Origin of the sequence: Bartonella sp. AP40SXNS (genome assembly GCF_042195825.1) — a bacterium.
In the GTDB taxonomy this organism is placed as follows: domain Bacteria; phylum Pseudomonadota; class Alphaproteobacteria; order Rhizobiales; family Rhizobiaceae; genus Bartonella.
In genome coordinates, this window is sequence record NZ_JBHIPB010000007.1 from 41,225 (window position 1) to 65,906 (window position 24,682).

General features: G+C 36.8%; 20 protein-coding genes. 8 read left to right on the forward strand and 12 right to left on the reverse strand.

The genetic code is table 11. The features are described 5' to 3' along the window. Position 1: 1 nt before the first annotated feature. Positions 2–1,048 (forward strand): sn-glycerol-3-phosphate import ATP-binding protein UgpC, encoded by a 1,047-nt coding sequence (locus ACFILZ_RS06120; RefSeq protein WP_375610558.1) that lies wholly within the window; start codon positions 2–4, stop codon positions 1,046–1,048. Between the two features lie 1,928 nt (positions 1,049–2,976). Here the strand turns inward: ACFILZ_RS06120 and ACFILZ_RS06125 are convergent. From ACFILZ_RS06125 to ACFILZ_RS06135, 3 genes are read right to left on the reverse strand one after another with little or no spacing between them, the layout of a single operon-like run. Next, on the reverse strand, positions 2,977–3,891 hold the full coding sequence (locus ACFILZ_RS06125) for a metal ABC transporter solute-binding protein, Zn/Mn family (RefSeq protein ID WP_375610557.1): 915 nt from the start codon (positions 3,889–3,891) through the stop codon (positions 2,977–2,979). A 10-nt stretch (positions 3,892–3,901) separates the two neighbouring features. Further along, a complete protein-coding gene (locus ACFILZ_RS06130; protein WP_375610556.1) occupies positions 3,902–4,771 on the reverse strand; it encodes a metal ABC transporter permease in 870 nt (289 codons plus the stop codon). A gap of 3 nt (positions 4,772–4,774) precedes the next feature. After that, complete coding sequence (locus tag ACFILZ_RS06135) at positions 4,775–5,527, reverse strand: ABC transporter ATP-binding protein (RefSeq protein WP_375610555.1); 753 nt, start codon at positions 5,525–5,527, stop codon at positions 4,775–4,777. A 680-nt stretch (positions 5,528–6,207) separates the two neighbouring features. On the opposite strand from ACFILZ_RS06135, the gene nrdH reads away from it, so the two are divergent. The 4 genes from nrdH to nrdF are packed head-to-tail and all read left to right on the forward strand — an operon-like array spanning position 6,208 to position 9,948. Next, positions 6,208–6,432, forward strand: a complete 225-nt coding sequence (gene nrdH / locus ACFILZ_RS06140; RefSeq protein ID WP_005774163.1) for a glutaredoxin-like protein NrdH — start codon at positions 6,208–6,210, stop codon at positions 6,430–6,432. Further along, positions 6,432–6,830, forward strand: a complete 399-nt coding sequence (nrdI, locus tag ACFILZ_RS06145; RefSeq protein WP_375606767.1) for a class Ib ribonucleoside-diphosphate reductase assembly flavoprotein NrdI — start codon at positions 6,432–6,434, stop codon at positions 6,828–6,830. The genes nrdH and nrdI overlap by 1 nt, the downstream gene beginning before the upstream one ends. After that, positions 6,812–8,962 (forward strand): class 1b ribonucleoside-diphosphate reductase subunit alpha, encoded by a 2,151-nt coding sequence (gene nrdE, locus ACFILZ_RS06150; RefSeq protein ID WP_375606768.1) that lies wholly within the window; start codon positions 6,812–6,814, stop codon positions 8,960–8,962. The genes nrdI and nrdE overlap by 19 nt, the downstream gene beginning before the upstream one ends. Positions 8,963–8,973: 11 nt before the next feature. Further along, positions 8,974–9,948, forward strand: coding sequence for a class 1b ribonucleoside-diphosphate reductase subunit beta (gene nrdF / locus ACFILZ_RS06155; protein WP_273722534.1), 975 nt, complete (start codon positions 8,974–8,976; stop codon positions 9,946–9,948). On the opposite strand, the gene prmC is transcribed toward nrdF, so the two are convergent. From prmC to secA, 4 genes are all read right to left on the reverse strand, one after another. Then, positions 9,945–10,811, reverse strand: coding sequence for a peptide chain release factor N(5)-glutamine methyltransferase (gene prmC, locus ACFILZ_RS06160; RefSeq protein ID WP_375610554.1), 867 nt, complete (start codon positions 10,809–10,811; stop codon positions 9,945–9,947). The genes nrdF and prmC overlap by 4 nt on opposite strands. Beyond that, positions 10,808–11,884 (reverse strand): peptide chain release factor 1, encoded by a 1,077-nt coding sequence (gene prfA, locus ACFILZ_RS06165; protein ID WP_375606770.1) that lies wholly within the window; start codon positions 11,882–11,884, stop codon positions 10,808–10,810. Before prfA ends, prmC begins: the two co-directional genes overlap by 4 nt. 222 nt (positions 11,885–12,106) lie before the next feature. After that, positions 12,107–12,526: a Fur family transcriptional regulator gene (locus ACFILZ_RS06170; protein ID WP_375606771.1), complete on the reverse strand. Its 420-nt coding sequence runs from the start codon at positions 12,524–12,526 to the stop codon at positions 12,107–12,109. Between the two features lie 10 nt (positions 12,527–12,536). Continuing rightward, entirely contained in the window at positions 12,537–15,254 is a 2,718-nt protein-coding gene (gene secA / locus ACFILZ_RS06175; protein WP_375610553.1) for a preprotein translocase subunit SecA, read from the reverse strand. Between the two features lie 434 nt (positions 15,255–15,688). Between secA and ACFILZ_RS06180 the strand changes: the two genes are divergently transcribed. The 3 genes from ACFILZ_RS06180 (at position 15,689) to mutT (ending at position 18,543) form a co-directional block, all read left to right on the forward strand. Further along, positions 15,689–16,642 carry a peptidylprolyl isomerase gene (locus tag ACFILZ_RS06180; protein WP_375610552.1) on the forward strand — a complete coding sequence of 318 codons (954 nt, stop codon included), beginning with the start codon at positions 15,689–15,691 and terminating at the stop codon, positions 16,640–16,642. Between the two features lie 128 nt (positions 16,643–16,770). After that, the gene (argJ, locus tag ACFILZ_RS06185) at positions 16,771–18,003 is read left to right on the forward strand and encodes a bifunctional glutamate N-acetyltransferase/amino-acid acetyltransferase ArgJ (protein WP_375610551.1); all 1,233 of its coding nucleotides are present in this window, start codon (positions 16,771–16,773) and stop codon (positions 18,001–18,003) included. A gap of 126 nt (positions 18,004–18,129) precedes the next feature. Further along, on the forward strand, positions 18,130–18,543 hold the full coding sequence (mutT, locus tag ACFILZ_RS06190; RefSeq protein WP_375610550.1) for an 8-oxo-dGTP diphosphatase MutT: 414 nt from the start codon (positions 18,130–18,132) through the stop codon (positions 18,541–18,543). A 1,096-nt stretch (positions 18,544–19,639) separates the two neighbouring features. Here mutT and ACFILZ_RS06195 read toward each other — a convergent pair. From ACFILZ_RS06195 to ACFILZ_RS06215, 5 genes are all read right to left on the reverse strand, one after another. Next, a complete protein-coding gene (locus ACFILZ_RS06195) occupies positions 19,640–19,768 on the reverse strand; it encodes a hypothetical protein (protein WP_375682358.1) in 129 nt (42 codons plus the stop codon). A gap of 348 nt (positions 19,769–20,116) precedes the next feature. Then, positions 20,117–20,980, reverse strand: coding sequence for an NlpC/P60 family protein (locus tag ACFILZ_RS06200; RefSeq protein WP_375610577.1), 864 nt, complete (start codon positions 20,978–20,980; stop codon positions 20,117–20,119). 152 nt (positions 20,981–21,132) lie between these two features. Then, entirely contained in the window at positions 21,133–22,506 is a 1,374-nt protein-coding gene (locus tag ACFILZ_RS06205) for a M17 family metallopeptidase (RefSeq protein WP_375610549.1), read from the reverse strand. Between the two features lie 13 nt (positions 22,507–22,519). Next, positions 22,520–23,518 (reverse strand): type I pantothenate kinase, encoded by a 999-nt coding sequence (coaA, locus tag ACFILZ_RS06210; protein WP_375606822.1) that lies wholly within the window; start codon positions 23,516–23,518, stop codon positions 22,520–22,522. Between the two features lie 122 nt (positions 23,519–23,640). Beyond that, entirely contained in the window at positions 23,641–24,630 is a 990-nt protein-coding gene (locus ACFILZ_RS06215; protein WP_375606777.1) for an asparaginase, read from the reverse strand. Between the last annotated feature and the right edge of the window lie 52 nt (positions 24,631–24,682).

Sequence of the window (24,682 nt, forward strand, 5' to 3'; positions counted from 1 at the left end):
TGTGGCCATAATCCAGTTATCAAATATAAAAAAACAGTATGACAACGGCATTCTGGTCATTGATGATTTAAACTTAACTATTGCCGATAAAGAGCTTCTTGTTCTTGTCGGTCCTTCAGGGTGTGGAAAATCAACCTTATTACGTATTATAGCAGGACTTGAACAAGTCACCTCAGGTGAATTATGCATTGATAACGAATGTATCAATAATCGTGAACCAGCTGATCGTGATATTGCTATGGTTTTTCAAAATTATGCCCTTTATCCCCATATGACAGTTCGTGGAAACTTAGAATATGGTCTTAAAAATCGTAAAACTCCTAAAGAAGAAATTAAAAAACGTATCGCACATGCTGCAAAGCTTTTGGAGATAGAACCATTTCTTGATCGTAAACCACGACAATTATCAGGAGGACAACGTCAGCGTGTTGCAATGGGGCGTGTGATTGTACGTCAACCCCGTGTTTTTCTCTTTGATGAACCTCTTTCAAATCTTGATGCAAAATTACGGGCGCAAATGTGTATTGAAATAAAAACACTACAGCGTTCATTAGGAACAACGAGCCTCTATGTTACCCATGATCAACTAGAAGCTATGACATTAGCTGATAGAATAGTGGTTTTGAATAAAGGAGCTATCGAGCAAATTGGAACACCAATGGAAATTTACGATACTCCAGCAACAACATTTGTTGCTGATTTCATTGGTTCTCCTCCTATGAATTTTCTTGATCGCCATGTCTTAGAACAACATTTAGGGCATTCATTTTCTTATGGCGAAGAAACCGATCTTTTAGCCTTCAGACCTGAGATCATCTTATTGGGCGAACATCCAGATAAAGGGCCTGTCTTTCACACAAAAATTGAGCTTATCAAGCCTATTGGAACAGGTTGCCATGTTTTAACGCGTTGGAATGGTATCATCTTTACGATTGAAATAAAAGAACGCTTGACACACGACTATGGTCAAAAACTAAGTTTCACAGTTGCTCATCAGAATTTTCATACTTTTAATAAAAACACAGGAAAGCGCACAAATAATAAGTAAGCATTAATTGATGTGATACGACTCTCTTTTATGTTGCGTCATGATAATGGTGTGTTTTGACTTGCTCAATTACATTTACAAACTCAGGTTGTAACCGATGGGATTAAAAACAAAATTTTAACAGTTTTGGTAATGATCTATTGTCCCATAGCGCTGAGAATGTCAAAACATTTATATGAAGAAATTTTACATTTTCACGGTCTGTAAGAAGAATATAATTTTCAAACATCATTTTCATTATAAAAAAATATCAATATAGAATAAATCTTTATTAACCATATTTTTACTCATTTATAATTTTGTTATAAAAAAACAACATATTATAATATGTTTCTTGATGTAATAATTTATGTGTATTATAAAAGTAAATGAGAGAAATAGAGAGAAAAAATGAGTCATAGATAAGGGAGGATGCGCCCCATATCTGAGCTTTGATCCCTAACATAAGAAGTCTATTTGATCCATAAAATACGACGCTGTTCTAAATAGTCTCTACGAGAATAGGCGCATTCTATTTTACTGCTGGCCATATGATCTAAAATAGTTTCAGAGCTCCTATAAGAAGCATTTGTTTTTTTACCAATCACATAAATTAGAGAGAAACCTATGCGCGCATGCTGCAAGTTTATTTTTTCTCATGTAAATCACTATGTAATTCTCAGCAAGGGTATCTGATAAGTTGCAAAAAATCACTGAGAGATAGAAGGTGTGCTTATTTTAGAATTTTCATTGCTTTTAGCGATAAAAGCAGATGAAACACATCTGTAACATCTCATCGATCTTTCTATATTCTTGAGTTAAAAATTGCCTATAGATCATCCTAAAACAGATCTTTATGAATATAACATAAGGGATTGGTGCGAACACCTATAAGAATCAGTAGGGACAAAGGCAGTTATATTATTGTTTTGCAAAGCATTTTATAAAAGCTGGTATATTTTTTCAATATATTGCCAGTCTATTAATGGTTTTATGATATTATTTTCTTATAAAGCGCGTGCTTTTTTGTTGCTTATAAATCAACCTAAACTTTATACAGCAGTATGTTTGAGACAAATATGAAGACGGTTCAGTGCTGTATTCAGTTTTGTATGCTAAAGTAGAATAAGCTTATCTGCTTTGTGTAATTTCTAAAATGAGGAGACAGCTTAATTTAGGCAGAATATGAAAGCATCAAATAAAAAATAGATTTTATCTTTAGCCTCATCTTTTAATTTAGTATTGCGATTTTCAAAAACATCTAAGCCAATGTCTCTTACATAATGGCGATTAAGCATTGCCGAGCACATTTTTTTACGTTCGTTGAATAAAATTGCATCTCTCATACAAAACAGAATACCTAAACAGAAGGCTGTTGGGTTGCCAATTTACGCACTTTTTTAAAAAAATATCTTGCTAGGTTGTTCAAACTATTTTTTCACGCAGTCGTTTATAAATAGTATAACATAAAATCCATTGTGTATTGCCATCTTTATGCGTATAAAAATACAAGCTTGGGCCATCATCATACTCTCTTTCAGTCTCCAACATTGCAACAATTATTGTGTTGAGACTCTTCATAAGAGGCATTTTTTCTTCAAGTGGTTTTTATTCATACACAATTCTATTTGCATGTTATAAATGAAGTTGGATAGATAAAAATACTTTAAGAAAGAGACACCAAATTCTTCTTATGAATCTTTCAAGTATCGAGAGTTATTGTAAAAGAAGCATTGAAAAATAGAATGCTACTGCTAACAGTTTGGGCACCATGAGGCAATAAATCCACTTACTTTATCTATCTTAGAATCTATAGAGTATAAATTTCTCTGTAAAAGTAATTTTATTTCATATCAATGTTATCAATTATAGCTGTTGGGGCATCATTAGTAACATAACCATAGACTTACGATTTTATGAACTCTTTTTTATCTCTTTTATAGAAGATCTTAATGTTTTGTGATAGCATCAATGATGGTATTCACATTATGTTCCATCATATCGAGATAAGTTGCTGCAGGGCCATTTTTGTTTGACAATGCATCAGAATAAAGTGTTCCACCAATTGTTAAACCTGTTTCTTTTGCAATCTGTTTTATGAGACGAGGATTAGAGATATTTTCAACGAATAGGGCAGTTGCTTTATTCGCTTTAATTTGTTTAATAAGCTTGGCTACATCGGCTGCGGTTGCTTCAGTTTCTGTTGAAGCACTTTGAGGAGCAAGGATAGTAAAACCATATTCCTTGGCAAAATAGCCAAAGGCATCATGAGATGTGATAATGATACGTTTATCTTTAGGAATGGTAGCAATTTTTGTTTTCAGGGTATCTTGTGCTATTTTAAGTTTTTGGATGTAGGTTTCGGCATTTTTTTTGTAGCTGGTGCAGGATTGTGGATCAATTTTACAAAAAGCAGCAGCAATATTCTTCACATAGATTTCAACATTGGGAATTGTTTGCCAAGCGTGTGGGTCAATAACGCTGTGATGATGGGCATTATGTTCTTGTTTTTTCATTTCGAGAGGGGGTATATTATCACTAACTTTGACAAGAAGTGCTTTTGTACCGCTTGCTGTGATAAGGCGGTCAATGAACCCCTCTAAATGAAGTCCGTTGATGAAAATAATTTGAGCATTTCTAAGAGCTTGAGCATCATGAGGGGTAGGTTCATAAGTGTGGGTATTCGCATTGGGACCTACAAAAGTGGTCATAGAGATATGGTTGTCTCCTACATTTTTTATGAGATCTGCAAGAATGGAAAAGCTCGCAACAACTTTGATTTTATTGTGTGCAGAAGCAGAAAGTGGAGAAAGGGCAAGCAATAAAGCTCCAAGAAGAACAAATTTTTGAGCAAATTTAGGCACGTTTTTTTCCTTAAAGTGAGGAGGTATAAAAGAGGTGGGGAAACCATGCTACAATAAAGCCACGTGGACTTATCAAACAGGAAACAAGATAAATAAATCCTGCGATAATGATGATAGCAGGGCCGGAGGGAAGTGAAAGATGAAAAGAAAGCAGGAGACCACCTACGCTAGAAATGATTCCAAAAAGAGTGGAAAGCGCGCAAATAGGGCCTAGCCGTGAAAACCAAAAACGGGCTGTAATGGCTGGAATCATCATAATGCCAACGGAAAGTAATGTTCCTAGTGATTGAAAGCCTCCAACTAGATTCAGCACCACAAGTCCAAGCAATGAAATATGAATATATTTACTCAATGGAGAGAGTGATTTAAAAAAGAGGGGGTCAAAGCTTTCTAAAACGAGTGCACGCCAAAAAATACAAAGGCTGCATAGTGTAATCAGCATTATAGTAGTGATTAACCAAAGGGCTTGTGCATCAAGTGCAAGAACCGATCCGAATAAGAGATGAAGCAGCTCAATTGTTGAGTCTTTCAGTGAGATAATAATAACACCTGCCGCGAGTGCAATAAGATAAAAGACGGTCATGGATGCATCTTCTTTCTGAAAGCTGTTTCGTGAAATCAAAATGGTTGCTAAAGCAACAATAATGCCAGCAAAAATACCACCAAGTGTCATAGATATAAGGGAGAAGCCGCAAATGAGAAAAGCAGTTGCAACACCAGGAAGAATGGCATGAGAGATAGCATCTCCTGTCAAACTCATTCCACGGAGCATCAAAAACACACCAACAGGACAAGCACTAATAGAGAGGAGAATAGAGCCGATAAGAGCGTTTTGCATAAATTGAAAATCAACAAAGGGGGCAAGAAAAAATGCATACACGTCTTATAACCTAAGAAAGAGAGGATCATTAATGAGAAGATTTTGTTTTTGTGCGCTAATAGGGAAAGAATTGGATGTGAGAGGTGGCATAACGTGATGAAGGGTGTTGTTTAAAAACTGTGTTGTTTCTCCATAAAAGGCGTTTTGTTGATCAATTTGAATCATTTGGGGAAAAAATTCTTGCACGATGAGAGGGTTATGGAGTGCTGTGAGAATTGTGCGTCCTTGCTGTTGCCAGTATGTGATCAGTGCAAGAAGGTCTTTTTGGGTATTATGATCTACACCATTGAAAGGTTCATCAAGCAAAATAATATTGGCATCTTGTACAATGATACGTGCAAAAAGAGCGCGTTGCAATTGCCCGCCTGATAATGTTTCAAGCGAACGGGGTGCGAGTTCTGTAAGCCCAACCATTTTAAGCGCATTTTGAATCTTAGAATCATAAGGGCGCTGATTCTTCCATAATCCACAAAAAGACCACAGTCCTGTTTTTACAAGCGTTTTCACATCAATTGGAAATGTTTGATCTACATGACATTGCTGAGCAAGATAAGCAATGCGGCTTTTTTTTGGTTTTGTAATTTTTCCTTTAAGAGGTTTAATCAATCCGGCGATGGCTTTTAGCAGTGTCGATTTTCCAGCGCCATTATCACCTGTTATTGCAACCAATGAACCAGCTTTTAACTTTGCTGAAAAGTTCTTTATTGCTATTCTATTCCTATAGCCTAATGTTGTCTTATTGAAGTGCAGATCCATATTTTTTACCATCGTTGCTTATTATTTTGGAAACTATGTAATAATATAACGTTTGTCAACAAAATGTTATATTATTACATAGTTTTGAGTACTGAAAATTTTAGTGGGAAGATCGTGGAAAATTAAAAATAATAATTGAATTCACCTTGACGAAAGAGAGAGTATATATACTATATATAGTATCAAAATGATTGGTGATTCTAAATAAGCACAAGAGAGGGTGTTAGTGTGTTTCGTTTGGTATCTAAGTTATTTCCATTATTGTAAAGAGTTTATTGGCCAAAGGTATAGCAGTATTTTTACTGAAGAATCTCTTTTGGAAGGATTCCCTTTCGTTTTTGTAATTGATTTTTGCCGTAAAAGAGTAAACAGAGCTCTTGAAAAACGGTAGTTTAGAACGTTAGTTTTTTAGACAGCAGGAGGGAATTGTAATGCAAGCAAAAGATTGTTTTATAACTAGGGGGCTTTGCCATTTAAGTTGTAGAATAATCGCTTATTCTCATCATAGTTTTTGAAGTTATTTGATGAGGAATTCTGTTATGTTTAAGAAGCTGTGTATTATTTGAAAATAACCACATGTTTTGCTTACAATTTCTGTTTTTTGTTATTCTTGAGTACCTATAAAATTATTAGATTGACCTTTCAGGGTTGATTGTTTGGAATTGTGAAAGTTGAAGAAAATGTCGATCACTATTTATAGTAAACCATCTTGTGTCCAATGTGATGCTACACGCCGCGCTTTTGATGCAAAAGGCATTCATTATCGTGTTGTTGATATTTCCTGTGATGAACAAGCATATAGTTTTGTTCAATCTCTGGGGTATCGTCAGGTTCCTGTCGTTGTTTGTGGTGAAAATCATTGGTCTGGTTTTAGACCAGATATGATTAGTGGTCTTTGTGCTTAATGGGGCTTATTGTTTATTATTCGAGTGCAACGGGTAATACAGAACATTTTGTCTCGCAGCTTGGTCAACGACTCTTCAAAATTGATAAAAAAAAGCCTTCTGCATTGGTTGGTGAACCTTATGTATTGGTTGTTCCTACATATGCAGATGGCGAAGGAAGAGGGGCCGTGCCAAAGGCCGTTGTCCAGTTTCTTAATGAATCTGAGAACCGAAAATTAATTTGTGGTGTTATTGGCGGTGGGAATCGTAATTTTGGTCGCTATTATAATTTAGCAAGTAAAATTATTGCTGAAAAATGTTGTGTCCCTTGCCTTTATCGTTTTGAGCTGCGTGGAACTGATGAAGATGTTATTTATGTAAAAAAGGGATTGGAAAGATTTTGGAAACAATTGGTATAGGACAATCGCAGAAATCGGATCAGGTTACTGATTATCATGCGTTGAATGCAATGCTTAATCTTTATGATGAAAATGGTCATATTCAATTTGATATGGATCGGCTTGCTGCGCGGCAATATTTTCTTCAGCATGTTAATCAAAATACAGTTTTTTTTCATAACCTGAAGGAAAAAATAGATTACTTAATAGAAGAAGGTTATTATGAAAAAGCTTTGTTTGAGCTTTATGATTTTTCGTTTATTAAAAAGCTTTTTAAACGTGCTTATGCATTTAAATTTCGTTTTCCTACCTTTTTAGGCGCGTTTAAGTATTATACCAGCTATACACTGAAGACTTTTGATGGGAAACGTTATCTTGAACGTTATGAAGATCGCGTCTGTCTTGTAGCTTTATATTTGGCACAAGGGAATAAAGCTCTTGCGGAAAGTTTTGTGGATGAAATTATTACAGGACGTTTTCAACCAGCAACGCCGACATTTCTAAATGCTGGCAAAAAACAACGTGGTGAATTGGTTTCGTGTTTTTTGCTACGTGTTGAAGATAATATGGAATCGATAGGTCGTTCGGTTAATTCGGCTTTGCAGCTTTCAAAACGTGGTGGAGGTGTGGCGCTTTGTTTGACCAATTTGCGGGAAGCTGGAGCGCCAATTAAGCAAATAGAAAATCAGTCCTCAGGTGTTTTACCGGTGATGAAACTCTTGGAAGATTCTTTTTCTTACGCCAATCAGCTTGGGGCACGACAGGGGGCTGGAGCTGTTTATTTGCATGCTCATCATTTAGATATTATGAAGTTTTTGGATACAAAGCGTGAAAATGCTGATGAAAAAGTTAGAATCAAAACGCTTTCGCTTGGTGTCGTTATTCCTGATATTACTTTTGAGCTTGCACGGAATAATGAGGATATGTATCTCTTCTCATCGTATGACATCGAGCGTGTTACAGGTAAACCCTTTAGCGATATTTCTTTAACGGAGCATTATCGATCCTTTGTTGATAATGCAAAGATTCGTAAAAAGAAAATAAGTGCACGCGTTTTTTTCCAGACACTAGCGGAAATTCAATTCGAGTCGGGTTATCCCTATATTTTATTTGAGGATACTGCTAATCGATCGAATCCGATAGCTGGGCGCATAAGTATGAGCAATTTATGTTCAGAAATTTTGCAGGTGAGTGAGGCGAGTGAACTGGAGACAGATTTAACGTATCGCACGATTGGAAGTGACATATCCTGTAATCTTGGATCCATGAATATTGCCAAAGCAATGGAAAGTCCTGATTTTGGACAGACCGTAGAATCTGCTGTTCGTGCTCTGACTGCTGTTTCGGATATGAGCAATATTGCTTGTGTACCTTCCATTGCGAAAGGCAATGCCGAAAGTCATGCGATTGGTTTGGGACAAATGAATTTGCATGGGTTTCTAGCGCGTGAGCAGATTTATTATGGATCTCCAGAAGCGATTGATTTTACCAATATCTACTTTTATATTGTGACATATCACGCCATACGTGCTTCCAATTTAATTGCGCGCGAACGTCAAGAAATATTTGCAGGGTTTGAAAAATCAGCTTATGCAGATGGGCGTTTTTTCGAAAAATATATTGAAAAAGAATGGAAACCGCAATTTGCGCTTGTACAAGAGCTTTTTGCACGGAACAATATTGTTATTCCAAGTCAAAATGATTGGCAGGAACTCAAAGATTTAGTTGTTGAGTATGGGTTGTATAATCGCAATCTACAGGCTGTTCCACCCACGGGATCTATTTCCTATATTAATCATGCCACTTCTTCTATTCATCCAATTGCTTCAAAAATTGAAATTCGCAAAGAGGGAAAAATTGGGCGCGTTTATTATCCCGCTCCTTATATGGATAATACGAATTTGAATTTTTACCAAGATGCTTATGAGATTGGGCCTGAAAAAATTATAGATACCTATGCTGTTGCAACACAGCATGTTGATCAAGGTCTTTCATTAACATTATTTTTTCCCGATACAGCGACCACACGTGATATTAACCGCGCACAAATTTATGCTTGGAAAAAGGGTATCAAGAGTATTTATTATGTACGATTACGGCAAGTAGCATTAAGTGGAACAGAAGTAGATGGCTGTGTTTCGTGCAGTTTATAGGAGATCATCATATGACAAAGATTACAACCAAAAATCCTGTTGTGTGTGCTGTTAATTGGAATAGATTACATGATGAGAAAGATCTTGAAGTATGGAACCGCTTAACTGGGAATTTTTGGTTACCTGAGAAGGTTCCACTTTCCAATGACATTCCCTCATGGTCAAGCTTAACGGATGAAGAACGCAAGCTAACGATTCGTGTTTTTACAGGACTAACGCTTCTTGATACAATTCAAAACACTGTAGGAGCCATTTCGCTTCTGGCTGATGCGATAACAGAGCATGAGGAGGCAGTTTTGACGAATATTGCCTTCATGGAAGCGGTTCATGCACGTTCTTATTCCTCTATTTTTTCAACCCTTTGTTCGACGGTAGAAGTTGATGATGCGTTTAGATGGTCAGAAGAAAATATTCATTTGCAGAAAAAGGCTAGATTAGTACTTGAGCGTTATGAAGCAAATGATCCACTTAAGAAAAAAATTGCTTCGACTTTGCTGGAAAGCTTTTTATTTTATTCTGGTTTTTATTTGCCCATGTATTGGGCCAGTCGCGCTAAGTTGACCAATACAGCAGACCTCATTCGACTAATCATTCGTGATGAAGCAGTTCATGGTTATTATATAGGTTATAAATTCCAATTGGGCTTTGCAAAGCTTGATGAAGCCAAAAGACAAGAAATTAAAGATTTTGCTTTTAACCTGCTCTTTGACCTTTATAACATCGAGTGCAAATATACTGAAGATCTTTATGATGCACTTGGATTGACGGAAGATGTTAAAATTTTTCTTCATTATAATGCTAACAAGGCTTTAATGAATTTAGGTTTTGAAGCTCTTTTCCCCCCTGAGGTTTGTCGTGTTAATCCCGCTATTTTGGCAGCTTTATCACCAAACTCTGACGAAAATCATGACTTTTTTTCAGGGGCTGGTTCTTCTTATGTCATTGGCAAGGCGGTTGCTACCACGGATGATGATTGGGAATTTTAATGTTTGCATGCAAATAGAAGTGCGCGGGGTATTCCACTGAGGTCTTTGCGCATTTCTAAACATTGAAAGCCATTTGTTTCAAACAAATTGCAAACTTCTTTTTCTTGAGAGTAACCAATTTCAACAGCGATAGTGCCGTTTTCTTTTAAGTGGTTGGCTGCTTCATGGGCGAGCTTACGATAAAAATCAAGACCATCTTTTCCACCGATAAGAGCGCGTAATGGATCATGTAAGCGCACTTCTTTTGCAAGTTTTTTGATATCTTTTGCGGGGATATAAGGTGGATTGGAAACAATGAAATCAAAGCGACCAGTGACAGAATTAAACCAATCGCTAAGAAGAGGTGTGAAGCGATGTACTACTTCAGCATTTTTTGCATTTTTTGTCGCTGTTTTAAGGGCATCTTCAGAAATATCGACAGCGACTGCATAGGATTGTGGAATGTGTTTAAGAATGGCAATGGCAATGGCGCCACTTCCTGTCCCCATATCAAGGAGTGTTATTTTTCTCGAATTTTCGACATATTTTTTGAGGAAAGGGAGAACAAGATCTATCAACGTTTCTGTATCAGGACGGGGTTCTAACGTCTCTTGAGACAAAGCGAAGGATATGCCATAAAATTCTCGTTCTCCTATAATACGGTAGACGGGTTCGCCTGCAATCCGCCGTTGGACAGCCTGTTCTATTTGTGTAATGTGCTCAGAAGATAGAGGTATATCTGGTTGAGAAATTCTTTCAGCAGCATTTATTCCTGTTATCCATTCAATGAGTATTTTCGCATCGAGATTGGCTTCAGAAATTCCTTTCATGCGCAATTTTTCTTGAGTTTGTTGGATGACATTTTTGAAAGAATATTTGTTCAATTATTGTCCATTTCCATCAGGAGTGCTGTTTGGTGATCTGAGATGAGTGCATGAATAAGCTCATCAAGATCTCCTTCCAATATGCGATCAAGCTTATACAGGGTCAGATTAATACGGTGATCCGTGATGCGTCCTTGTGGAAAATTATAGGTACGAATACGTTCTGAACGATCACCAGAACCAACTTGGCTCTTACGGGAAGCTGAACGTTCATTTTCCGCTTTTTGTCGTTCGATATCGAATAAGCGTGCCCGTAAAATTTGAAGGGCTCGTGCTCTGTTTTGATGTTGTGATTTTTCTGCTTGTACGACCATAATTCCTGTTGGAATATGCGTGATACGAACAGCTGAATCCGTTGTATTAACATGCTGTCCTCCTGCTCCAGATGCACGCATTGTGTCGATACGAATATCTTCAGGACGAATATCAATATCAATATCTTCAGCCTCTGGAAGTACAGCAACGGTAGCAGCAGATGTATGGATACGTCCACCTGTCTCTGTTTCAGGGATGCGTTGCACACGATGGACACCTGATTCATATTTCAATTTAGAAAAGACACCTTTTCCTGAAATGCTAGCAATAATCTCTTTATATCCGCCAACTTCCCCCTCACTGAGTGAAATAACTTCTACTTTCCAATGGTGAGCATGGGCATAACGTTCATACATGCGAAAAAGATCACCGGAAAAAAGTGCTGCTTCTGATCCACCCGTTCCTGCTCGAATTTCAATAATAGCGCTTTTTTCATCAGCAACATCTTTAGGCAAAAGCAGAATCTGGAGTTCTTTTTCAAATTGCTCTCCTTTTTTATATAACGATGGTAGCTCTTCCTGGGCAAGGTTACGCATCTCTATATCTGTTTGTTTATCGTTGATAATCGCTTCTAATTCTGTAATCTCTCCGTAAAGAGCATTTAATGCGCGTATAGAGGTAATAACGGGTTGTAGTTCTGCATATTCAGAAGCTAATTTGACATATGTTTCAGCATTTGGATTTGTTGTCATTTGGCTTTCAATTATTTCAAAGCGCTTTTCAAGCTGTTTCATACGATCTTGTGGCAAAGAAACCATGATAATATTGGCCTAATTTTTCATAATACAATTTTTATAATATTTTTTTGCAATGATTTTTTGTGATAATATCGGCAATGAATTACCGTATAGCATCATACAAAAAGAGGTAATAAAGCAATTCTTTTTTTTTGCCAATGAAAACTATTATATTTTAAAGGTAAATTTTTATAAAATTTGATTTGCCTGAGGTATTTTATCTAATGATATATAATCATTTTTTTAAGAGTTTTTTTTTCCGTAAAGTTCAAGGCGATGATGAATAATATCATAGCCAAGGGATTTTGCAATTTCCTCTTGCAGCTTTTCAATAACATCAGAATGAAACTCGATAACTTGTCCTGTTTCTATATCAATAAGATGATCATGATGTTGCCCATCTGCTTGCTCAAAACGAGATGGACCACCACTAAAGCTATGGCGATGAATTGTTCCATTTCCTTCTAATATTTTCATGGTTCGATAAACCGTTGAGAGTGAAATATTCGAATCTATTTTGTTTGCACGCTGAAAAATTTCAAATGCATTGGGATGATCATTTGTATCCGTCAAAATATCAAGAATAACACGTCGTTGACGTGTTACTCTTAAACCAGCTGTGCGCAATTCTTGCTCATAATTTCGCTTTTTATTCATTTGCATAGTTTACTTTTCAAACAAAGGCTCCATGACAGTGTTTGTATTTTTTCTCTGAACCGCAAGGACAACGCTCATTACGTCCAACTTTTCCCCATGTGGTTATATCGTTAGGGTCACGATCTTGTGGATTAACAAATCTATTTTCTTGTGATCGTGCCCATAAGGTTGGAGCATTTTCTTGACTTTGATCATTAAAGACGGATGAAACAGCATCCGTTTGCTCAGGCATGGTTGGTTCTGTGGGTTGTTGAATAATTTCGAAGCGCATAAGTTTAGAAGTGACAATTCTGCGCAAATTTTTCAACATACTTTGAAAGAGTTCAAATGATTCTGTCTTATATTCATTGAGTGGATCCCGCTGCGCATAACCACGAAACCCAACAACAGAACGCAAATGGTCTAAACTTACCAGATGTTCACGCCATAACGTGTCAATAGTTTCGAGCAACACTGCTTTATGAAAATAAGCCATAACTTCTGGAGAATATCGTTCAGTACGATCATTTTCAAGTTTTGTAACAGCATCTGATACACGCTCTAGAATTTGCTCCTCGGCAATTCCATCTTCTTTTGCCCATTCTTCCACTGGAAGCTCAAGATTAAAGAGTTGTTGAAGCTCTTCTTCGAGAGTTTTTGCATCCCATTTTTCAGAATATGTCCCTGATGGAATATAAGCCTCTACGAGATCCTCTACGACTTCATTACGCATTTCAAGGATCATTTCTGATAAATCATCTGCATTCATGACCTCCATACGCTGTTCAAAAATAACTTTGCGTTGATCATTCATGACATCATCATATTTTAGCAGATTTTTACGAATTTCAAAGTTTCGTGCTTCGACCTTTTTTTGTGCTTTTTCAAGGGCTTTATTAATCCATGGATGGATAATAGCTTCATTTTCTTTCAATCCAAGTTTTTGTAGCATACCATCCATACGGTTGGAGCCAAAGATACGCATAAGATCATCTTGAAGAGAGAGAAAGAATTTTGAGCGACCAGGATCGCCTTGGCGACCAGAACGTCCACGAAGCTGGTTATCAATACGACGGCTTTCATGACGTTCAGTAGCGATAACGTAAAGCCCTCCAGCCGCTAAAGCTTTTTCTTTAAGTTGCTTGACATCTTTTTTTATTTCTTCAATTTTAGCTGTCCGCTCTGGACCTTCGGGGATATCCTGTAACTCTTGTCGAATGCGCATTTCAACATTACCACCAAGTTGTATATCCGTACCGCGTCCTGCCATGTTGGTTGCAATGGTGAGAGCTCTAGGAACTCCTGCTTGCGCAATGATATATGCTTCTTGTTCGTGATAGCGAGCATTTAAGACTCTAAAATCGGTAATGCCTTCTTTTCGCAAACGTTCTGCCAATTGTTCTGATTTTTCAATAGAGGTTGTTCCAACAAGAATAGGCTGTTCTTTTTCGTGTGCTTGACGGATATCACGCACAATTGCCCGATATTTCTCTTCTGCTGTTCGATAAATCTCATCATCTTCATCAATACGTTGTATTGGCAAATTTGTAGGAACTTCGACAACGTCAAGACCATAAATATTTCTGAATTCTTCGGCTTCTGTTGTTGCAGTTCCAGTCATGCCAGATAATTTTCTATACATACGGAAGTAATTTTGGAAAGTGATGGAAGCAAGTGTCTGGTTTTCTGGTTGAATAGCAACATGCTCTTTAGCTTCTAAAGCTTGATGAAGTCCTTCAGAATAACGCCGCCCAGGCATCATTCGCCCTGTAAATTCGTCAATAATAACGATCTCATCATTGCGAACAATATAATCTTTATCGCGAGCAAACAGTTTGTGAGCTTTTAGAGCATTATTGACATGATGAACGATAGCGACATTTTCTATGTCATAAAGACTCTCACCTTTAAGATGCCCAGCTTGTTCGAGCATTTTTTCAATTTTTTCAGTACCAACTTCGGTAAAGGTCGTTGTTTTTTGTTTTTCGTCTATTTCATAGTCTTCTGGAGTTAAGGCAGGAATAAATGTATCAATAAGGTTATAGAAGTCAGTACGATCTTCTAGAGGACCAGAAATAATAAGGGGGGTACGGGCTTCATCAATAAGAATCGAATCAACTTCATCAACAATTGCGTAATGATGTCCACGTTGGACCATTTGACTATGATCGAAGGCCATATTATCACGCAAATAGTCAAAACCTAGTTCATTATTTGTGGCATAGGTGATGTCGCATGCATATGCCTCTCGGCGGGCTTCACTATCAAGATCATGAAGAATCACGCCTGTTGTAAGCCCTAGAAAACTAAAAATTTTCCCCATTGTTTCAGCATCACGACTGGCGAGATAATCGTTTACTGTCACAACATGAACGCCTTTACCTTCCAATGCATTGAGATAAATTGGTAGAGTTGCCATTAATGTTTTACCTTCACCAGTACGCATTTCAGCTATGCCGCAGTCGTGAAGGACCATTCCACCAATAAGTTGTACGTCAAAAGGACGCATGTCATAAACACGTTTTGCTGCTTCACGAACAGTTGCGAAAGCTTCTGGTAAGAGCAAATCAATACTTTCACCTCCACTAAGACGTTTACGAAAGGCATCTGTTTTTTGGTAAAGCTGCTCATCACTTAATTTTACGAATTGTTCTTCCAAAGCATTAATTTGTGCAACTTTTTGGCGGAGTGCTTTGAGGCGTCGCTCATGAGCTGAACCAAAAAATTTACGTGCAAAAACACCTAAACCGACCATCACTGGCCCTTTCTTTTAATTATTGTCACTTTTGTTGGGTAATTCATACGTTTTCCCCATTCTCTACATTTTCTTTAAGTTTTCTGATATCATTAGAGATATAATGAAATGCAGATGGTATCATTATACTTGCTGGTGTGCAATTTTCCATTTTAATTGTAACGCAGAGATAAGAGGCTAAGCGCGCTATGTCAACTTTAGGTATGCTATTTAACTGATACAATACAAAGTAATTGAAGATACAATATGTCATTTTTCTCTATGATCATGTTTTTCATTTGCATTAGATAGGGTTGTAGAAACCGAGATAAAAGAACGATTTTATATTTTTTACAATGAAATTACTAATTTATTTCTCTATATTTAAAGAATAAAGTGTTATGGTAAAGAAAATTGGAATCTTGAACCTGCCTTCACTTTTAAGGAGTATATTTATGAAATTCAACTTTATCACGCTGTTTTTAGCATCAACTTTATTGGCAAGTACAAGTTTAGGGGTGAAAGCCCAAGAAGGTGTGAATTCACCATCGAATGATTTAAAAACTTTGGAGAAAGCTTCTGAAAAAGCAATTTCTCCTTCTCATGTTATGGCAGTTATTGATGGGAAAAATATTACAGCAGGTCAATTGGATGATTTAGCACTTGAAATAAATCCTAATTTAGCACGTTTTCCTGATGAACAACGTCGTATGATGGTTCTAAAAGCTTATTTGGATATGCAAGCACTTGCAAAAGAAGCAAGAAGCAAGGGTCTTGATAAGACAGAAGCTTACGATAAACGTATGGCAGTTATGCGTGATAATGTTCTTCAACAGCTTTATTTTAAACAGACGATTGTTGACAAAATATCGGATACTGATTTGGAAGCTCTTTATAAGCAGGAAGTCGCTGCTTTACCTAAAGAGGATGAGGTTAAAGCACGTCATATTTTGGTCAAAACGAGAAAAGAAGCAGAAGCTATCATTAAGCATTTAAATAAAGGTGAAAATTTTGAAGAGATTGCAAAGAAAAGTTCAACAGATGGTTCCGCTGCTGTTGGAGGTGATCTTGGTTATTTTAGCCATGGTCAAATGGTCAAGCCTTTTGAAGATGCCGCATTTGGTTTAAAAGTTGGCGAATACACTAAACAACCTGTTGAAAGTCCTTTTGGTTGGCATATTATTAAATTAGAGGATCGTCGTGTAAAACAACCTCCTGCATTTGATGATGTTAAAGAAATGTTGCGTACACAGCTGATAAAAAAGCGCTATCAAGAACTGATTGTTGATTTACGTAGCAAGATAGATGTGAAATACCCTGATCCTAATGTTACAAAAATCATGGAATCGCTTCATCAAAATGGGACGCTGCTTCCCGATGAGACGTCCGATGAAGAAGATACGGAATAGCTAGGAAAATAAGTAGATAGCCTCTTTAATAGATAATTTGCTAGGTTGGTTTTGTTCAAAAAATCTAGCAGTTTTCTATGAGAGGTTATTGATCTGCAATCATTTCATTTTTTTATAGAAAGCATATTGTGGTTTTGAAAGTCTCTCCTTTGTCGCCTCAAAAGATCCAGGAGCTTTCTCCATTATCTGGTGTACGGATATCAACAGTTGAAGCTGGGATTAAATATAAAGGTCGTACAGATCTTCTTTTGATTATATTCGATGAGCCAGCGAGTGTGGCAGGCGTTTTTACACGTTCTAAATGTCCATCTGCTCCTGTAGAGCATTGTCGCGCATCGCTTCCTCATGGGGTTGCTAGAGCTGTTGTTGTAAATTCTGGAAATGCAAATGCTTTTACAGGAAGCAAAGGAAAGCACACAACGAATGAAATAATATATGCAGCAGCGAACGCTTTAAAGGTTAGAGAAGATGAAGTTTTTATAGCTTCCACAGGTGTTATTGGTGAGCCAATGGATGCCTCGGGTATTGTCAATCTTTTACCAAGTATGACAGAGACAGCAGAAGAGGGAAATTGGTTGGAAGCTGCGAAAGCCATAATGACAACGGACACATTTCCAAAACTTGCGACGCGCACTTTTGACTGTGGGGGAGAGTGTGTTACCATTAATGGAATTGCAAAGGGTGCTGGTATGATTGCACCCGATATGGCGACAATGCTGTCATTTGTAGTTAGTGATGCTACTATTTCTTCGGATGCACTCCAATCCATGTTATCAGAGGCAGTTGAGGGTTCTTTTAATTCAATTACTGTTGATAGTGATACCTCAACTTCAGATACGCTTATGTTGTTTGCGACAGGAAAAGAACATTTTCCCTGCATTAGATGTAAAACAGATCCGCGTTATGAAGTGTTCTCAAAGCACTTGAGTGCACTTTTGCACGAGCTCGCATTACAAGTTGTTTGTGATGGTGAAGGTGCTCGTCATTTAATTGAGGTTAATGTAATTGGTGCTACAACAAACGATGCTGCAAAAACGATTGCTTTGTCAATTGCAAATTCACCACTTGTAAAAACGGCTATTGCCGGTGAAGATGCGAATTGGGGACGGGTGGTTATGGCCGTTGGGAAGGCTGGTGTTGAAGTCGATCGTGATCTATTGATGATTTGGTTTGGTGAGCATCGTGTGGCGATCAATGGCGAACGAGATCCTGAATATTGTGAAGAGACAATAGGTACTTATATGCAAGGTAAGCACATCACAATTCGTGTTGATATCGGTTTGGGTAATGGTACAGCGACAGTTTGGTCTTGCGATTTAACAAAAGAGTACGTTATGATCAACAGCAATTATAGAAGTTAATGGATGCATTTTATATTTAACAGCTTATTATTTTTCAGAAAAAATGAAGGATGTAAGTTCTTTTAAGAGCAGGAGGGGTATGATAGATAAAGACAGTTATCTTTATGATCCCTATTGGCGAGTAATATGTATATAAAAAGTTCCATTCTTCTTGTTGTTGCATGCGCATTGTTCGATCAGAATAATCGTGTTTTGCTAACTAAGCGTCCTGAAGGAAAATCACTAGCTGGTTTATGGGAGTTTCCTGGTGGCAAGGTTGAGCAAGGTGAAACTCCGGAAGCATCATTGATTCGTGAACTAGAGGAAGAGCTTGGTATTTATGTTCAACCAAATAATTTACACCCTTTAACATTTGCAAGTCATAGCTATAAAACATTTCATCTCTTAATGCCATTGTATCTTTGTAACCATTATGAGGGCGTTGCACAAGGACGAGAAGGGCAAAATTTAGAATGGGTTTTTATTAATGATCTTGATAAATACCCTATGCCTGATGCTGATAAACCATTGGTTCAGGTATTGAAAAATCACCTTCTTTGATGTGTTATAAGCAGGGAATATTGTTTAAATATAAACCAATATATTGAGTTATAATGATAATATAATTTTTTATGTTGCATGGGGAAGTCCAGAGTCGTAAAAAATTTTCTCATTTCAAAACTGTCTTATTTTAAATTAATCAAAATCATTCTTTTTCATGTTCCAAGCGGGGCGGGGCATGTTAAAATTATTTAAGAAAGAAATAAAATACGTGCTGAAAGAACACTCTCCACTAGCCAAGGGTTATCGCAACATTGAGAATTAGCAAAGTATATAATGATGCCTTTGCACGCTTTATAAGCATAAAAATGGTGGTAGATAATGGATTTATACTTTTCGCGATTATCATTGAGAGATTGTCTTGGATGCACTGAGAGATATTAGGAGTATTTATTTCATAGGATATCAATAATAGAAAAAATTCAAAAAATGCTTTAAAAAAGAACGCTTTGTGTTTATTATTAGAGATTGTTTTACATGACCAAAATCCTAATTATCATATGTAATACATATATTATATAATAACGTATTGTTTTGTAATCATAAGTTTTATTTTTCTTGATGTTATACGATTTCCCAATCAAAAAAATGTTCAATAACGTACGAATAAAAAGAGTGGTATGTAATTTAAAAAATAATTTTAAAAAAATAAAACATACGGTTAATGAATGATTAAATATAAAAGAAAACATGAAAATAAGACTTCTTAGAGAACTATATATCATACATATCTATGGTATGAGAGATGGAGAAAAAGCTACCTAGGTAAGTATATAAATAAGGAATATATTATTTTTGTATATTTAAAAAAACATAAAACTGAATAGAAAAGAAATAATAAATCTGCGTAGTAATCTTTATTTTCATTTTTTTATAATACGCTTATTTCTTTATTGACTTGTAATAAAGGTATTTGAAACAGTGAAATATGATAATATTAAGAACTCTTATTTAAGTTATGTAATACGATTTATAATTGACTATATGATATTTTAATGAAAGTTCTTCAGTAAGACGGTCGATTAGTTTTCTCAGTATTTAAAGATAGGCGAATATTGATAAAGATTTCTAAATGAATATGGATTTTAAGAAAAGATCAAAAATGTTGCTTTTGATTAAGAGGAGCGCGTTCTTTACGTAATGTAGAGCGGCATTGTGCTGCGTATTCACGAGCTTGTTTAAAAGAGGCATTTCGCAATGCTCCAAAACCCGTTTCGTGCCGCACTAGTGAATGGTATAACGTTAAAGCTCCCATGGAAATATGGAAATAATGTAAAATCTATTGAGCATACTATCTTTACGCTTACGAAGGAGTAAGTTGGTCCCAATGTTATTATGATAGCTCTTGGCATTTGAGAACCTTCATAAGGGATATTTTTACTTATACATCAATTTTGCTTGTGATGAACAAGCAAGCGATTTTGATTGATTCAACATAAAAACCGATTTGAAATGAGAGAATTTTACGATATTTAGAATGCTTGACACAGAGTAAATAATGGATAATTATCCTTATAAATCAATCTATTGTATAATAAAAAACATTCAATTAATTTTTTATAGGAGGCATGTATTAAATTTCTTGAATTGGGCGACGTTTTGCGATGGGATATTGATTTTTTTTAGCGATACGCGTAATTGCTTCTTCCAATGGCTCGATCATAACGTCCATAGAAAAACCATTAGCGTGAATAATATTTTCATGATCAACCATAATAGCCACATGACCTTTCCAAAAAACCAAATCGCCTCGTTGAAGTTTATCAGTGTCTGTAAGAAGCTTACCTATAGTTTCTTGCTGCATATCGGTGTCTCGTAAAACTATTTGATCGGTCATCATCATAGAGAGCTGAATGAGTCCCGAACAATCAATTCCAAAACCGCTGACACCACCCCAAAGATAAGGTGTATGAATAAAGGTTTCTGCAACAGTAACATAATCTTCGTATACACGTCCAATGGGGCTGAGATGGCTCGTAATGATAGCTGTTCCATTTTCAAGAATAGAATACGTTGTATCACAGACTTCAATTTCATCAACAACACTGACTTTGCTTCCCATAGATAAAGGGGAGCTTATCGGTCCACGTAAGTCAGCGTGTAAATATTTAAATGTGCGTGGTACTGAAACCACATGCGTTTGTTTTATGGTTGATGAACAAAGAACTTTTGTATCAATATAACCGACATAACCATCCTTGAGTGATTGCCCCCACGACATCGTTTCCCCTTGTTCAAAAATGAGAAGCTCTTCTCCGAATAAGCATTCTGTTTGTCTTTCACTGTTTTTACTATTTTCTTTAAAAAGTCCGGCGACCGCGGTATTAACACGTCTTTTTTTACCTTGAACAAAGCGCTGAGCTGTAATTTCTGTTTCAAGACGTTGATCTGCTAGATCATCTCTGAATGCATAAAGCCTTGGGTCTTTAGAGATCATTTTTTTGCTTTCCATTTTTGGGCATCTCACCTTTAAGAAGACTCACGAAAACTGTCTTGGTAAGATTTTTATCTTCCAATAAAACCAAGAACACAGTGTAAGACCAATTATTCTTTAAGCTGCAAAATTGTCCATTTTTGTGGATATTTGTGTCAAAACTCATTTTTAAAAATATTATAAAGGGCACGGATAGTTTGTGCTGATCCACCAATAGGGTATCCTGGTTTTTCTTTTGGAACCCATCCATAAAGGTCAAAATGCGCAAAATGTTCAGTTTTTTCAACAAAAGAATTAAGAAATAAAGCAGCGATTATAGAGCCAGCAAAGCTATTTCCAGTTACATTGTTAAGGTCAGCAATTGGTGATGATAACATCTCTTGATAAGGTTTCCAAAGGGGCATTTGCCAAAGAGGATCAAAAACAGCGTGAGCAGATTCAGAAATTTGTTGTGCCCATAGTGAATCATTACAATAAAATGCCGGAAGATCTGGTCCTAATGCTATACGGGCTGCTCCTGTTAAAGTAGCCATGCAAAGCATGAATTGTGGACTTTCTTCATCACCATAGGCGAGTGCATCAGCAAGGACAAGTCGCCCTTCAGCATCTGTATTGCCCACTTCAACACTTAAGCCTTTACGACTTTTAAGAATATCACCTGGTCGGTAAGCATTGGCAGAAATTGCATTTTCTACGGCTGGAATCAAAACACGGAGACGGAAAGGCAATTTTGCATCTATGATAAGTTTAGCCAATCCCAAAACGTTTGCTCCACCCCCCATATCTTTTTTCATAAGCAACATGTTATTGGCTGATTTAATATCGAGTCCTCCAGTATCAAAAGTTACGCCTTTGCCCACCAACGTTATTTTAGGATGATGTTCTTGGCCCCAGAGTAACTCAATCAGTCGTGGTGGAGTACTGCCTGCTCGTCCTACGGCATGAATCATCGGAAAGTTATGGGTTAAGAGATCATCTCCACAAATACTTTGGACATGAGCACCATAAATTTTTCCTAGTTGTCGTACTTCTTTTTCGAGAGTATCAGGGTTCATATCATTGGCTGGAATATTAATGAGATCACGGACAAAGAAGACAGCTTCATAAATTCGTTGGAGTTCATTAAGATCAATTGCCTCATTGACATGGATAGATAAAGATTTGAAAGAAGAATTTTGACGATAGCGATTAAATTGATAACTGCCGAATGCCAATCCAAGATAGGTATTTATTTCATCAGAGGTTGTACCTTCTAAATGCCATTGACCAGCAGGAAGTTTTTGAGCAAGAACTCCTGTGATAAAAGGATCGTTACCATTGCCAATTCCAAATAAAACTTTTTTTAAATGCCCCGTTTCGTGAGGAATAAAGAGTATTTGTCCTGCTTTACCAGTAAAGTCATTAACTTTTATCCATGCTGTTGTTGACGCATCAAGTGATAAGTTGGCAAGAGTTCTTTGGTTTACCAAGATGATAGGGCAACTGTTATCGATACGCGTTGAGGTAAAATGAATGGGGTGGTGGTGCATAGTTATGAGATCCTTATAGTCGTCTAAGTGCGACATATTCGACCAAATGATTTTTTCCCTTTCGTAGAATGAGATTGGACCTTGGTCGTGTTGGCAATATATTTTCTTGTAAATTTTTTAAATTAATCGTTTGCCAAAGATCCTCAGCAATTTTTGAGGCTTCTTTTTCATTGAGGTGGGCATAACGATGAAAATAGGATTCAGGATTTTGGAAAGCTGTTTTACGCAAACGTTTAAAACGTTCCAAATACCAGTGACGAATGACTTCTGTTTCAGCATCGACATAAATTGAAAAATCAAAAAAATCAGATACGAAAGGAATGGCTTTCCCATCTTTAGGAAGATCACTGACCTGTAATACATTAATACCTTCAACAATTAAAATATCAGGATGGTCAATGGCAATTGTCTGGTTTTCTAGAACATCATAGGTCATATGTGAGTAAAGCGGAGCACGAATATTTCCGACACCTGCTTTTATAGCAGAAAGAAAGCATAGCAATTTTTTAATGTCATAAGAATCAGGAAATCCTTTACGATTCATACGATTTTTTTGCTGTAAGATTGCGTTAGGATAGAGAAAACCATCCGTTGTGATCAGATCAACTTTAAGACTAGATGTCCAACGTTTCAATAGTTCTTGAAGAATGCGAGCAGTGGTTGATTTTCCTACTGCTACAGAACCAGCAATTCCAATAATAAAAGGCGTTTTCCTCATCTCTTCTTGATGGAGAAACTTCTGACGTTTGTGAAAAAGTTCCTGTACGGCTTCAACATGGCATGATAACAAACGCGATAAAGAAAGATAAATGCGTTGAACTTCCTCAAGATCGATAGGATCATCCATAGAGCGTAAACGCTTAATTTCATCAAAAGTCAAAGTAAGAGGTGTATCTGCACGAAACTCTGACCATTGTTGTGCAGTAAAGACACGGTAGGGTGAATATCGGTCAGAAACGGATTTGACCAGATTATCTTTCTGATTAATTTTTTGTATAGTCGTATCAATCATTTGTATTGGTCGAGAATTTTTTTGCCGCAGCAATCGATTAAGAACGGACATGTGAACGGCTTTGTATTCAAGTAAATTTTGTTTTTCATGCTCTCTTCTTCAAGATAATAGGTCATTTTTTGTTAGCTTATCGTCCAGTCATTCCAATCTACACGGATTTGTTCCAATGAATACCCTTGCGCCAAAAAAGCCCATAAAAGTAGACGCGCTTTTACGGCTGATAAATAACCAGACATGAGCGCACCAGAAGCAATCATATCGATTTCTGAGCCTTTATAGCCATAAGTTATACGAGTTGTGGAGCCATTACAACAACGACTAGCAATAATGATTGGTATTTTTTGTGCATATTGTTGTACGAGGTCTGCTTCTTGAAAACTACAGTGTCCTGCACCAAAACCTGCAATAACAAGCCCAGCATAATACCCACTTTCGAGGCAGAGTTTCATTAATTGTGCATCAGAAGATAAAGAGGAATAGAGGAGTGCAATTTGATGATCATGGTTTTGGGGAAAATCAAACGTTTTTGGGAAAAATTTTCGATCATTGAAATAAATAAGTTTTTCCTCTAAAATAGTTCCTAAAACACCTGCAAGACCTGATTGAAATGTTTCGACTTTGACGGTATGGCTTTTATAGAGCCAATAAGGTGAATGAATTGTATCATTGATGACAACGAGAACGCCTCTGTTACGACTTTGTGGGGCTGCCGCAACATGAGTGGCTGCTAAAATATTAGCTGGGCCATCGGCTCCTGCTTCATGAGGCATGCGCATAGCACCGGTTATGATGAGAGGTTCAGCTTCTTTCCAATAAAGAGAAAGAAAAAAAGCTGTTTCTTCCAGAGTATCAGTCCCTTGTGTTAAAACAATACCTTCTGCACCAGCGTTTATTTGTTGTTTTGCCCACTTAATTATTTCAAAAAGCATTTGAAACGATAAAGATCCACTTGGTATTTGCATTAATGTTTGTGCATGAATATCAGCAACGTTATTTAAAGCAGGAACACTTTTTATGAGGTTATCTGAAGTTAAAGTCGGTTGCATGTGACCAAAACTATCAGCCGTCATTGCAATTGTTCCACCTAAGGTCCCTATGGCTATTTTTTTCATAATTTTCCTCTAAAAAGCACAAACTGTTTATATAAAGCTATTTAGCAGTAAT

Coding starts and splice junctions, on each gene's coding strand:
- ACFILZ_RS06135 (WP_375610555.1), bottom strand. CDS start 5,527: ATGGATCTGCACTTCAATAAGACAACATTAGGCTATAGGAATAGAATA.
- nrdH (WP_005774163.1), top strand. CDS start 6,208: ATGTCGATCACTATTTATAGTAAACCATCTTGTGTCCAATGTGATGCT.
- nrdI (WP_375606767.1), top strand. CDS start 6,432: ATGGGGCTTATTGTTTATTATTCGAGTGCAACGGGTAATACAGAACAT.
- nrdF (WP_273722534.1), top strand. CDS start 8,974: ATGACAAAGATTACAACCAAAAATCCTGTTGTGTGTGCTGTTAATTGG.
- prfA (WP_375606770.1), bottom strand. CDS start 11,884: ATGGTTTCTTTGCCACAAGATCGTATGAAACAGCTTGAAAAGCGCTTT.
- ACFILZ_RS06170 (WP_375606771.1), bottom strand. CDS start 12,526: ATGCAAATGAATAAAAAGCGAAATTATGAGCAAGAATTGCGCACAGCT.
- secA (WP_375610553.1), bottom strand. CDS start 15,254: ATGGTCGGTTTAGGTGTTTTTGCACGTAAATTTTTTGGTTCAGCTCAT.
- ACFILZ_RS06180 (WP_375610552.1), top strand. CDS start 15,689: ATGAAATTCAACTTTATCACGCTGTTTTTAGCATCAACTTTATTGGCA.
- mutT (WP_375610550.1), top strand. CDS start 18,130: ATGTATATAAAAAGTTCCATTCTTCTTGTTGTTGCATGCGCATTGTTC.
- ACFILZ_RS06200 (WP_375610577.1), bottom strand. CDS start 20,980: ATGATCTCTAAAGACCCAAGGCTTTATGCATTCAGAGATGATCTAGCA.
- ACFILZ_RS06205 (WP_375610549.1), bottom strand. CDS start 22,506: ATGCACCACCACCCCATTCATTTTACCTCAACGCGTATCGATAACAGT.
- coaA (WP_375606822.1), bottom strand. CDS start 23,518: ATGATTGATACGACTATACAAAAAATTAATCAGAAAGATAATCTGGTC.
- ACFILZ_RS06215 (WP_375606777.1), bottom strand. CDS start 24,630: ATGAAAAAAATAGCCATAGGGACCTTAGGTGGAACAATTGCAATGACG.